Consider the following 11,314-nt stretch of genomic DNA (forward strand, 5'->3'; position numbering starts at 1 on the left):
CTGCTGCGGCGGCTGCGGCCGCCGCCCCTGATGCACCGCCGGCGACCCGGCGTTTACGGAACCATTCAACGATGAGCAACGCGCAGCACTGGATCGCCCGCAAGGGCCAGCCCCTGCAGGGCAGCCTGACCATTCCCGGCGACAAGTCGGTCTCGCACCGCTCGGTGATGTTCGCCGCCCTGGCCGACGGCACCTCGCATATCGAAGGCTTCCTGGAAGGCGAAGACACCCGCGCCACCGCGCGCATCTTCAGCCAGCTGGGCGTGCGCATCGAAACCCCCAGCGCGTCGCAGCGCATCGTGCATGGCGTCGGCATCGACGGCCTGCAGGCACCCAGCGCACCGCTGGACTGCGGCAACGCCGGCACCGGCATGCGTCTGCTCGCCGGCCTGCTGGCCGGTCAGGCATTCGACTGCACGCTGGTCGGCGACGAATCGCTGTCCGGCCGTCCAATGCGCCGCGTCACCGCTCCTCTGTCGCAGATGGGCGCGAAGATCGACACCGAGGAAGACGGCACGCCGCCGCTGCACGTGCATGGCGGGCAGACACTGCACGGCATCGACTTTACCTCGCCGGTGGCCAGCGCGCAGATCAAGTCCGCCGTGCTGCTGGCGGGCCTGTACGCGCATGGCGAGACCAGCGTGACCGAACCGCACCCGACCCGCGACTACACCGAGCGCATGTTGTCCGCGTTCGGCGTGGACATCGCGTTCTCGCCGGGCAAGGCGCGCCTGCGCGGCGGCCAGCGCCTGCGCGCGACCGACATCGTGGTGCCGGCCGACTTCTCCTCGGCCGCATTCTTCCTGGTCGCGGCCAGCATCATTCCCGGTTCCGAGCTGCGCCTGAAGCAGGTCGGCCTCAATCCGCGCCGTACCGGCCTGCTGCACGCGCTGCGCCTGATGGGCGCGGACATCACCGAACAGAACCCAGCAGAGCAGGGCGGGGAACCGGTGGCCGACCTGGTGGTGCGCTACGCGCCGCTGAAGGGCGCGCGCATTCCCGAGGAACTGGTGCCGGACATGATCGACGAGTTCCCGGCATTGTTCGTGGCCGCTGCCGCCGCTGAAGGGCAGACCGTGGTGACCGGCGCCGCCGAACTGCGGGTGAAGGAATCCGATCGTCTGGCGGCGATGGCGACCGGCCTGCGCGCGCTGGGCATGCAGGTGGACGAAACCGAAGATGGCGCCACCCTGCACGGCGGCGTAGCGCTGGGCAGTGGCACCATTGAAAGCCACGGGGATCATCGGATCGCGATGGCCTTCGCCATTGCCGGCCAGATCAGCCATGGTGAAGTGCGCATCAACGACATCGCCAACGTCGCAACGTCCTTCCCGGACTTCGACGGCCTGGCCCGCAGCGCCGGCTTCAACCTGGCTTGATCGGCACCGCATCCGCCAGGCGTGGCCTGGCGGATCACATGGCCTGGTAGGTGCCAACCTTGGTTGGCACGCTTCTGCGCACAAAAAAACGGAGGCCGAAGCCTCCGTTTCCATTTCAGGCGCTAGCGAAGATCAACGCTCGGTGCGGAAATCCACCGGTACGCGCACCACGCTGGCCACGGCACGGCCCTGCTGCACCGCCGGCTCGAACTTCCAAGCCTGCACGGTGTTCAACACGGCGCGGTCCAGATCGCGGCTGCGTTCACCGCTGCGCGACACGATCGCCGCATTGGTCACGTTGCCGCGGGTATCCACGTTCAAGCTGGCAACTACGCTGCCCTGCACGCCACTACGCAGCGCGGGGGCCGGATAGCTGGGCTTGCTGTTGCTGGCCAGCGGACGCGCCTCACGGTTGCGTACGGCCGGAGCCGCCTTGCGCTCGCTCTGCGCGGGCGCGGCCTGGCGCGTAGCGGGGGCCGGTGCGATGGCAACCGGTGTTTCAGTGGCCGGCAGCATGCGCTCACTCACCGGCGCTGGCGCAACCTCGTCATGGTTGGCAAAGCGCAGCCAGACCAGCGCGGCGGCGAACATCGCCACGATCAGGGCCAGCCACAGCCAAAGAGAGGCCGAGCGGGGCGCAAGCGCGCCATCCTGCTGCAGCTGCGGGGAATGAAGGTTTTCGTGGGTAGTGGCAGTCATCGCAAACTCCTCGCGTCAGTAACGACGCCCAGAGTGTTGCCCGAGGCGGCGTCGAAGCGTGTCAGTGTTGCGTCAACGCGTCCTGCAAGGTTCAGCTTTTCTGCGGGGAAGCGTTCAGTTACTGCGGCTTGAAGTCGAACGGCACTTCAATGCTGCCGGGCACCGGCTGGCCATTGCTCACTGCCGGGCTGAAGCGCCAGCGACGCACCGCGTCCGTTGCCGCACGGTCCAGTTCGCGCGAACCGCTGCGCTGGATCACCGTCACGTTGTTGGGGTATCCGGTGGCGTCCACCTCCACGCGCACCACCACGCTGCCCGCTTCACCGCGTCGCAGGGCGGCGGCCGGGTAGGCCGGCGGCGGCGACTGGCCGGCAATCGGCATCGGTTGCGCATTGGCGGTTGCCGGCGCCGCAGTGCCCGGCGCGGCCGGGGCTGGCTCAACCGTGGCCGGCGGCGGGGGCGGGGCGGTTTCGACCAGCTTCGGTGCATCTTCTTCGTCCGGCACCGGGGCGGGCTTGGCGTCGGGCATGTCGCTGGAACCTGCGGCCGCAGCCAGCGGCTCGGGCAGCGGTTCCACCTGCGCGGTTTCCTGCGGCGTCTGTGCGGCCGGGTCGGCGCGGAAGAATTCCTTGTCGCGACCGGTCAGCCAGACCAGCACGAACAGCAGGATGCCCACGCCGAAGGCGATGCCGGCGATCTTCAGGGCGTTGCGCGGGATATGCACGGTGAACGACTTGGCAGGCGACGGACGGGGAGCAGACATGGACCAGACCGGTACGGAATGCCTCGATTCTGCCACGGCCGGAATGAACCGGGCGGCAGAATTCCGTATAACAGGCGATAATCCCGTTCCTGTTACCCACCACGACGCCTGCCATGCTTGATCCAGCCCTGCTCCGCCACCAGCCCGCCGACCTCGCCGAACGCCTGCGCACCAGCCGCGGCTTCGAGCTCGACGTGTCTGCCCTGGAGTCACTGGAAGCGGATCGCAAGCGCATCCAGGTGCGTACCCAGGAGCTGCAGAGCCTGCGCAACAGCCGCTCCAAGGCCATCGGCCAGGCCAAGGCCAAGGGCGAGGACGTTTCGGCCATCATGGCCGAGGTGGCCGCCTTCGCCGATGAGCTGAAGGCCTCGGAAGTGGCCCTGGACGAGCTGCGCGAGAAGATCGATACGATCTCGATGGGCATCCCGAACATCCCCGCCGATGACGTGCCGGCCGGCGCCGACGAGAGCGAGAACGTCGAGCAGTCGCGCTGGGGTACCCCGCGCCAGTTCGATTTCAAGGTGCTCGACCACGTCGAACTGGGCGCGCGCAACAAGTGGCTGGACGGCGAGACCGCTGCCAAGCTGTCCGGCTCGCGCTTCACCGTGCTGCGTGGCCCGATCGCGCGCCTGCACCGTGCCCTGGCCCAGTTCATGCTCGACCTGCACAGCGGCGAGCACGAGTACCAGGAAACCAACGTACCGGTGATCGTCAACGCCGATAGCCTGTACGGCACCGGCCAGCTGCCCAAGTTCGAAGAAGACATGTTCATCACCCAGCTGGGTGAGCAGAAGCGTTACCTCATCTCGACCTCGGAAATCTCGCTGACCAACATTGCCCGTGACGAGATCCTCGACGCCGAGCGCCTGCCGCTGCGCATGACCGCCCACTCGCTGTGCTTCCGTTCCGAAGCTGGCAGCGGCGGCCGCGACGTGCGCGGCATGATCCGCCAGCACCAGTTCGAGAAGGTCGAGCTGGTCTCGATCTGCCGCCCGGAAGACAGCGACGTCGAGCACCAGCGCATGACCCGCTGCGCCGAAGTGGTGCTGGAAAAGCTGGGCCTGCCGTACCGCAAGGTGCTGCTGTGCACCGGCGACATGGGCTTCTCGGCCATCAAGACCTACGATCTGGAAGTCTGGCTGCCGTCGCAGGAGACCTACCGCGAGATTTCCTCGTGCTCGAACTGTGGCGACTTCCAGGCCCGCCGCATGCAGGCCCGCTGGCGCAACCCGGCCACCGGCAAGCCGGAGCTGGCGCACACCCTGAACGGCTCGGGCGTGGCGGTCGGCCGCGCGATGATCGCAGTGATGGAGAACTACCAGAACGCCGACGGCAGCATCACCGTGCCTGAAGCCCTGCGCCCGTACATGGGCGGTATCGAAACCATCGGCTGAACCCGGTAGATGCCATGCTTGCATGGCACTGCTTTGGGTTTGGTGGGTGCCATGCTTGCATGGCACTGCTCTGGTTTTGGTGGGTGCCATGCTTGCATGGCACCTCATCCACGCATGGCGTGGATCTACCGACGCGGTGCGGCCTCCACGCATGGCGTGGATCTACCGGTGGGGTGCAATATCCACTCACCTGGGGCCTCAAGCTTTGCAGTAGATCCACGCCATGCGTGGATAGCGCAATCCATCAACCCACTACGCGCAGCTTCTCCAGCGGCACCCAGCCCGCCTCCCCACTCTCCGGCACACACCACGCCCACCCATTGAGCGTGCGCACGCCGCGCAACGGCTGCCCCGGGTCCACATCCAACTCCCGCGCGCAGTAGTCCTCCGTGGCAAACGCGCCACCCTGCGCATCACGACCGATCACCGGCGCCGGCACGAACCCCGGCTGCTGCCCCTCGGCCTCGCACAGGAACCAGTCTTCCCAACCCTCCGGCCCCTCATAACGCTCGCCCACCACCAGCGCCTGCCCACGGTGCAGGGTGATCGGGTGCGGAAATTCGCTGCGATGCGCAGCCGTCACGATGTAGTCCATCGCCTCATGCTGGCAAAAAAAAACGGCCCCGCAAAAGCAGGGCCGCCAGGGTGGGCCGGGATGGGGGAGGGAATCCCGGCCCGCGTTCAGCGCCCAGACGAGGGAGAGAGGCGCCGAACGCTGGAACGCGTTACGCCGCTGCCACTTCCGCCGGCTCATGCGACGGCAGCGCTGCCAGTGCGCCGGCAATCGCGTCTTCGCGGTGCTGGGGCGAGTAGGCAACGCCCTCGGCGCGCACGAACTCGATGTCGTTGATGCCCCAGAAGGCGAACGTCTGGCGCAGGAAGGGCTCCTGGAAGTCGGCCGGCGAATCGGTGTAGATGCCGCCACGGCTGCTGACCACGATCACCCGCTTGCCACCGGCCAGGCCCACCGGGCCGTTCTCGGTGTACTTGAAGGTGCGCCCGGCCACCGCCACGCGGTCGATCCAGGCCTTCAGGGTGGAGGGCACGCTGAAGTTGTACATCGGCGCGCCGATCACCACGATGTCGGCAGCCAGGAACTGCTCGAGCACCTGTTCAGCATCGGCGGCCTCGGCCGGATCGGTCTTGGCCAGCGAACCACTACGCAGATGCGGTACCGGATTGGCGTCAAGATCGCGATAATCAACCTGCAGGCCGTCGATCTGCTGCTTGAACTGGGCCACCACGGCGGCGGTCAGGTGGCGGGAGACGGAGTTGTCGCCAAGCACGCTGGCGTCGATGTGCAGAAGCTTCATGGCAGTACCTATGTTCGGGAGAGGTGGCGGACTTGCCGCCGACGGAGAGAACAATAGGTTGTTGCAAGGGCGGGATAAAGGTGGTTGAATGCCACGTATTGTTCTACTAATGGAACTCGGGTATGCATGACCTGAATGATCTGTACTATTTCGCGATGGTGGTCGACCACGGCGGTTTCGCCGCCGCCGAGCGCGCACTGGGCATCCCCAAGTCGCGCCTGAGCCGCCGTATCAGCCAGCTGGAAACCGACCTGGGCGTGCGCCTGCTGCAGCGCTCCACGCGCCGCTTTGCCGTCACCGACGTCGGTACCAGCGTGCACCGCCACGCCCAGACCATGCTGGCCGAGGCGCAGGCCGCGCGCGAGGTGGTGGACCGCCTCAGCGCCGAGCCACGTGGCCTGGTGCGCGCCAGCGTGCCGGTATCGCTGGCGCAGATGCAGCTGCCCAAGCTGCTGCCCAAGTTCCTCGAGCAGTACCCGAAGGTGCGGCTCCAGCTGAACATCAGCAACCGCCGCGTGGACATCATCAACGAAGGCTACGACGTGGCCCTGCGCGTACGTTCGCGGCTGGACGACGACGGCAGTCTGGTGATGCGCAGCTTCGGCCAGGTGCAGGAACTGCTGGTGGCCAGCCCAAAGTACCTGGACCGTGCCGGCCGCCCGAAGGACCCGGAAGAACTGGCAAACCACGTCACCCTGAGCATCAGTGAGGACGAGGCGCGCCAGCGCTGGGAGCTGCACGGACCGGAAGGCGCGGTGCGCCGGGTGGACCTGCAGCCGCGCGTGGCCGGTTTCGACTTCCCGCTGCTGCAGAGCATGGTGAAGGACGGTTTCGGCATCACCATGCTGCCGGAAACCGTATGCGCCGATGCCGTGCGCAATGGTGAGCTGGAAGTGGTGCTGCCGGACTGGTCGCTGCCGCAGGGTGTGTGCCACGCCGTGTTCGCTTCGCGCCGCGGCCTGCTGCCGGCGGTGCGGGTGTTCATCGACTTCCTGGCCGAGCACCTGCCGCCGCAGCTGGAGGCCTCGCGTCTGGATTGCGGTGGCGCCTGCGAGAAGGCCAAGGAGCGCATCAAGGCCAGTGCGCTGGGTGCGTTGGCGGTGGACGCGGGCTGAAGTCCAGGTCCGATGGAATGACGGTCTTGGGCAAATCGCCCGGTCGTGCGAGAATGCGTGCCCGGCCAGCAGGCTGGGCCGATACGGAGAGATGGCCGAGCGGTTTAAGGCACCGGTCTTGAAAACCGGCGAAGGGTTAAACCTTCCGTGGGTTCGAATCCCACTCTCTCCGCCAGAATTTTCGAAAAGCCCCTAGAAATAGGGGCTTTTTCTTTGTCTCAGCTATTGCTACCCGCCCGCTTACCCATCCACCTGCGAAGTACGATTCAGCGCGATCTGCTGCCGAACCCAGCTTTGCACCTCGGATTGTATCCACAGTGCTCGCCTTCCGATGCGTATTGATCGCGGGAACCGGCCGGCCTTGATCTCGCCATATATGAAGGTGGTGCCCATGCCGGTCATCTGCCGCACGCGGTCCAGTGACAGCAGCTCTTCCAATTTTTCAGCCGCGCCCATGGTTACCTCCTGCCGCGCGCTGCAGCTTTGGTAGTTGCTCAGCCAGACCCAGCTTGAACTGCACGACGTTGCCGGGCGCGGTCGGCACGGCGCGTGGGCTCCGTGCCGGCCGGTTAATCCGCCGCCACTCGGCCAGCGCTGCATCGGCGTCCGCCTTCTTGCTGGTCGACCTGCAGCAGCATTCGACCAGGTGGCCACCACCGGCGCTCGCGCGCCGCTCGTCGTGGATGTGACGCGCGCGATGCCCAGCGGCGCAGTTGGGCAGGCCTTCGGGATGGCTGATCTGCTTCTGTGTCATGGCTTTTCGCACTCCGTAATGTGGGCTTGCAGCTTTTCCAGCAGGAAGGAGGCTTGCTTGGCCCGGTGTTCCCGGTCGAAACGGTTCAGGGCAAACGGGCCGGCGTCGCGCAGCCACTGCAGCGGCTGGACCAGCCAGCGCGGATCGAAGGGGAGCCGGGTGCGCGGATCGACCGGCTGCGCTGTCGGCATGCAATCCGGGCCTGCCCAGTATTCGGGGGCGCCGCACCTGGTGCAGGTGCGGTTCTTGAACACGTGTTCCTTCTCCGGCTGCGGCACGCGCGGCTTGTCGAACAGGGCGCGTATCACCAGGCCACGCTGCGGGCCGTAGTAGACCTGTTCCGCGTTGGCCTCTACCCAGCAGCCCGGCGCGAAGTCGTCCGCGTGGCGGTACTCCCAGCGGGCCACGTGAGCCGAGTAAAGCTCGGCCATCAGGGTGTCGGCCCAGGCGCGGACCTGGTCGGCGGCAACGGGACCGCCGGCGGGGTCGATGCGTCGCATGGCAGAGACAACCGCGGCGACCGGCGATGACGCCTTGGTGGCGTCGGCCACGGCGGCTGGGCCAATCGGGAACTGCGCCGCGCTCACGCTGCCACCGCCATGCCCACTGGCACCGGGTCCAGATTTGCAGATACAAGCGCGCAGAACGGCGGAGGGCTGACGCTGTTGCCGACCATACGCACTGCGGCGGTAGTAGTGATCGGTCGACCATCGGCCGTGCGATCGATGATGTAGTCCGGGGGGAAGCCCTGAGCGTTGAACAGCTCCCGCTTTACCAGCATGCGGTACAGAATGTCGATTCTGTATTCGATCAGCACTGGCTCGGCTACCGCCATATCACCGCCCTTGGCAGTAGTGATGGTGCGCACCGGGTCGCTGGCGAGCCTGACGCCGGCCGAGCTTGAATTGCAGGTGCTGACGACGACCGGCTCAGCCAGGCCGAAGCGGCACTTAGTCGTCATGGTCGGAATTGGCTTGCTACAGGGCTGGCCTGTGGTTCCGCTGCCGTTGCCGTAGTACGGGGCAATGATCGGTTCCGCCAGGTTGCCGGCACCACCGGTAAGGATCGTTGGCGCCGGCTCATCGACAGAGCGAGCCCCGCGGCCGCCAGCAGAGTTGTGCCGGTGGACGATGATGGGACGGACGAAGTGCGGGCGAGCACAGCCTGGCCGATCACTGCCTGCGCCGCCGGTGGTGATCGTCGGGATCGGTCTGCACCCCACCTCACGCGCCACGCCGCCGCTGCCGGTCGCAAGTATCAGGCCGGTCTTGTGGCCGAACCGCTGCGCGATCTCGTCAGCCTGCTGCGGGGTGACGCGAAGGTCTGGCTGCTTGCCATCGCGCAGAGCTACCAGCGCATCCAAGTACGGTTGCGGCCAGTTCCCTCGCTGGGCACCGGAGAGGAGTCGCTTGATCGTGTTGGGGCGCAGAGCGCGCTTCCTGGAGAAGATAGATGTTCCGGGCAGATCCCAATCGATGCTGTCCGCCGCCACCTTCATTCTTTCGCGGGCAGTGGGACCTGCGTGCGACGGCTCGGGCCAACGCACGGCCTCACCGTCGCGGCGACCTACCATGAAAAGACGCACGCGGTCGGTGCCGGCGCCAAAGTGGCTCGCGTCCAGTCGGCGCCAGTCGACGGTATAGCCCTTGCTTCGAAGGGCGGCGATGAACTGCCGCCAAGTCCGGCCCAGGTGGCGCTTGTCGGGCACCAGCTGCTGGTTGCCAACCGGCACACGCTCGCCGCGCGCTGCGACAGTCCCGTCCATCTTGATGACGCGCCCGGTCACCTTGCAGCGCTTTGCAACGAGCGGTCCCCACGTCAGGATCTGCCACACGTTCTCCATCGAGACGATCCGCGGTGCGGTGTTGGTGACATTTCGCTTGTCAGCTGCCAAGAGCTGGCCGATCCACTTCAACCCGACCCATGACAATGCGCGGATCTTGCGGCTGCGTGGTTGGCCGCCTTTTGCCTGGCTGAAGTGCGTGCAGTCCGAGCTGAAGTGCAGCCAGCCAACCGGGCGACCGGCAACGTCCACACACGGGTCGGCGTGCCAAATGTCCTCGCGATGGTGGATGGTGAACGGGTGGTTTGCCGCGTGCATGCCGATGGCTTGCTCATCATGGTTGTAGGCCAACGCCGGATCGACGCCCAATGCGTCCTTGATGGCTTGGCTGGCGCCGCCACCGCCGGCGAACAGGTCCACCGAGATTTCGCCAGGCGCTCAGCTTCAGTGAGAGGGCATTTGCGTGCATCCCCGCTGATGGGCGCAACGATCAGAAATATGGACTTGTCCTGGCCAACGGCCTTGTACAGGCCGTCGTTGATGCGGGTGATTTCCATGTCTTCGTTCCTTGTGGTCCGTTGCGGTTGATGGCTGGAGGCGTGGAAACCCCAGCTTATCAACCGCTCGGCCACGCCAACGACTCCGGCCGCATCGTTCCAGTCGAGGTGGCCTGATATGCGCGCGCTGAAGCGACGCCTGGCAATCCATCGCCGGCTGCTGGCCTTCCAGCAGTGGGGTGCGCTTGCTCGGAAGCTGAGCGATCCGAATTCAGTGGAAGTTGCCACGCTGAGGATCGTCCAGCTCCCGAGCGGGCAGGTCATATGCGCCGGATTTACGGTGCCTCGAGCACCTCCGACCATTTCTGGGCCAATGAATCTGCATGCCCAAGGCAAGCCATCCGAGGTGGTGGATCGTTCGAGAGCATCTCGTTGATGACTGCCATGGCATTGCGATTGGCACGCTCGATGGAGGCTACAGCGCCTGACGGATCGCGTTGCGAGGCCATCAGATCCAACACGCAGCCTTTGAGTAATTCCACTTCTCCGATCAATCGAAAGATCAGCTGCTGTTCTGCAGTGAATTTCACGTCGTCCATGTCGCCCTCCTTGCGGGCTGTTCGTGTGGAAACGCCAGCGTAGCGCAAGGAGGGCGACGCCCGTCGTCCGTGAGTTGTTGATCTCCATGGCGCCCATCGTGCGCCGCCCCCGAGAGCCTGTCATGAAGCCCAAGCCCCATTTCCTGCCCAAGCGCCAGACGGTGATCTACGGATTCACCGAGCAGATGCTGCGCGACACCGGCACCAACCGCCGGAGCTTCGCAATGGTGGTAGCCGATCAGTACCTGTCGATGTACGCACAGGATGATCGCGAAGTCCCGTTCCGCATCACCCTCGGTGGGGAAGGGGACGGAGACGCGGACAAGAAGCACAACGGCCAGATCCTCGGTCGCTACCTGGACGGCGTCGTCAAAACGTTGCCGGCGGATCTGGAAGACGCTTGGGTGATGAGCTTGCCTGAGCCGTACCGCAGCAACTGCGAGCGAGCGCTGGGCCGCCGCCGCGGCATTCTGCCGGTCCGCATGGACGCCATTGAAACGTCAGCCGACACGGTCGGCGTTGGACAGTTGATGAAGGACTTTGGCGACCTCTGCGCGGCAGTCAGCCCAGCAGTCGCTGATGGCGTGATTGACGAGAAGGATCGCCCCCACGGCCAGAAGATCATCAACGAAACCGACGACCTGGTCATCAGCGCGCTGACGTTCCGCAAGGCAGTCATCCGCGCGATGGGGCTGGAGCAGAAGGCATGAACCATCCCGCTCGCACCACCGATCCCAGCACCAGCCATGAAGCGGCCAACCGTGTGGTGGCCAGTGGCAAGCAGCGTGCCCAGCAGGCCGCGACCGAGGCAGCGGTAAGGCGCCACCCGGGCCAGAGCAGTCTGCATCTCGCCACACTGACCGGGCTGGATCGGCACATGCTCGCCCGTCGCCTGCCCGAGTTGGAGAGGGAGGGCCGCGTATGGCGAGGCCCGAAGGCACCTTGCGCCAGCGGCGAAGGTAGTGGCTGCACCTGGTGGCCGGTGCCCCCGGGTCAGAACATGCTGCTGGGGCTCTGA

14 protein-coding genes and 1 tRNA gene are annotated in these 11,314 nt (G+C 66.0%); 6 read left to right on the forward strand and 9 right to left on the reverse strand.

Annotation, left to right across the window (positions count from 1 at the left end):
- The first annotated feature begins 71 nt into the window (after positions 1–71).
- On the forward strand, positions 72–1,379 hold the full coding sequence (aroA, locus tag WKB25_RS06875) for a 3-phosphoshikimate 1-carboxyvinyltransferase (protein ID WP_340569602.1): 1,308 nt from the start codon (positions 72–74) through the stop codon (positions 1,377–1,379).
- A 132-nt stretch (positions 1,380–1,511) separates the two neighbouring features.
- On the opposite strand, the gene WKB25_RS06880 is transcribed toward aroA, so the two are convergent.
- Together WKB25_RS06880 and WKB25_RS06885 are read right to left on the reverse strand one after the other, a co-directional pair.
- Positions 1,512–2,078 (reverse strand): energy transducer TonB, encoded by a 567-nt coding sequence (locus WKB25_RS06880; RefSeq protein ID WP_340569604.1) that lies wholly within the window; start codon positions 2,076–2,078, stop codon positions 1,512–1,514.
- Positions 2,079–2,196: 118 nt separating this feature from the next.
- Complete coding sequence (locus WKB25_RS06885) at positions 2,197–2,841, reverse strand: energy transducer TonB (protein WP_025878754.1); 645 nt, start codon at positions 2,839–2,841, stop codon at positions 2,197–2,199.
- Between the two features lie 113 nt (positions 2,842–2,954).
- On the opposite strand from WKB25_RS06885, the gene serS reads away from it, so the two are divergent.
- Entirely contained in the window at positions 2,955–4,235 is a 1,281-nt protein-coding gene (gene serS / locus WKB25_RS06890) for a serine--tRNA ligase (RefSeq protein WP_340569606.1), read from the forward strand.
- A 244-nt stretch (positions 4,236–4,479) separates the two neighbouring features.
- Here serS and WKB25_RS06895 read toward each other — a convergent pair whose 3' ends face one another.
- Together WKB25_RS06895 and WKB25_RS06900 are read right to left on the reverse strand one after the other, a co-directional pair.
- Positions 4,480–4,830: a ligand-binding protein SH3 gene (locus tag WKB25_RS06895; protein ID WP_340569608.1), complete on the reverse strand. Its 351-nt coding sequence runs from the start codon at positions 4,828–4,830 to the stop codon at positions 4,480–4,482.
- Positions 4,831–4,960: 130 nt separating this feature from the next.
- Positions 4,961–5,548, reverse strand: coding sequence for an NAD(P)H-dependent oxidoreductase (locus WKB25_RS06900; RefSeq protein WP_340569610.1), 588 nt, complete (start codon positions 5,546–5,548; stop codon positions 4,961–4,963).
- A gap of 122 nt (positions 5,549–5,670) precedes the next feature.
- On the opposite strand from WKB25_RS06900, the gene WKB25_RS06905 reads away from it, so the two are divergent.
- Together WKB25_RS06905 and WKB25_RS06910 are read left to right on the forward strand one after the other, a co-directional pair.
- A complete protein-coding gene (locus WKB25_RS06905; RefSeq protein ID WP_025878750.1) occupies positions 5,671–6,663 on the forward strand; it encodes a LysR family transcriptional regulator in 993 nt (330 codons plus the stop codon).
- 85 nt (positions 6,664–6,748) lie between these two features.
- Positions 6,749–6,838: transfer RNA gene (locus WKB25_RS06910), tRNA-Ser, on the forward strand.
- Positions 6,839–6,903: 65 nt separating this feature from the next.
- Here the strand turns inward: WKB25_RS06910 and WKB25_RS06915 are convergent.
- The 5 genes from WKB25_RS06915 to WKB25_RS06935 all read right to left on the reverse strand — a co-directional run bounded on the left by WKB25_RS06915 (position 6,904) and on the right by WKB25_RS06935 (position 10,296).
- Entirely contained in the window at positions 6,904–7,119 is a 216-nt protein-coding gene (locus tag WKB25_RS06915) for an AlpA family phage regulatory protein (RefSeq protein ID WP_340569612.1), read from the reverse strand.
- Positions 7,106–7,417 carry a hypothetical protein gene (locus tag WKB25_RS06920; RefSeq protein WP_340569613.1) on the reverse strand — a complete coding sequence of 104 codons (312 nt, stop codon included), beginning with the start codon at positions 7,415–7,417 and terminating at the stop codon, positions 7,106–7,108. The genes WKB25_RS06915 and WKB25_RS06920 overlap by 14 nt, the downstream gene beginning before the upstream one ends.
- Complete coding sequence (locus WKB25_RS06925; protein ID WP_340569615.1) at positions 7,414–8,004, reverse strand: hypothetical protein; 591 nt, start codon at positions 8,002–8,004, stop codon at positions 7,414–7,416. Before WKB25_RS06925 ends, WKB25_RS06920 begins: the two co-directional genes overlap by 4 nt.
- A complete protein-coding gene (locus WKB25_RS06930; protein WP_340569616.1) occupies positions 8,001–9,620 on the reverse strand; it encodes a DNA cytosine methyltransferase in 1,620 nt (539 codons plus the stop codon). The genes WKB25_RS06925 and WKB25_RS06930 overlap by 4 nt, the downstream gene beginning before the upstream one ends.
- Positions 9,621–10,032: 412 nt before the next feature.
- Positions 10,033–10,296, reverse strand: a complete 264-nt coding sequence (locus WKB25_RS06935; RefSeq protein WP_340569617.1) for a hypothetical protein — start codon at positions 10,294–10,296, stop codon at positions 10,033–10,035.
- A gap of 86 nt (positions 10,297–10,382) precedes the next feature.
- Here WKB25_RS06935 and WKB25_RS06940 point away from each other — a divergent pair, with 86 nt between their 5' ends.
- Together WKB25_RS06940 and WKB25_RS06945 are read left to right on the forward strand one after the other, a co-directional pair.
- Positions 10,383–11,006 (forward strand): hypothetical protein, encoded by a 624-nt coding sequence (locus WKB25_RS06940; protein ID WP_340569619.1) that lies wholly within the window; start codon positions 10,383–10,385, stop codon positions 11,004–11,006.
- The gene (locus WKB25_RS06945; RefSeq protein ID WP_340569620.1) at positions 11,003–11,314 is read left to right on the forward strand and encodes a winged helix-turn-helix domain-containing protein; all 312 of its coding nucleotides are present in this window, start codon (positions 11,003–11,005) and stop codon (positions 11,312–11,314) included. Before WKB25_RS06940 ends, WKB25_RS06945 begins: the two co-directional genes overlap by 4 nt.

The sequence above is a fragment of the Stenotrophomonas sp. G106K1 genome (assembly GCF_037969685.1).
Taxonomy (GTDB): Bacteria; Pseudomonadota; Gammaproteobacteria; order Xanthomonadales; family Xanthomonadaceae; genus Stenotrophomonas; species Stenotrophomonas lactitubi.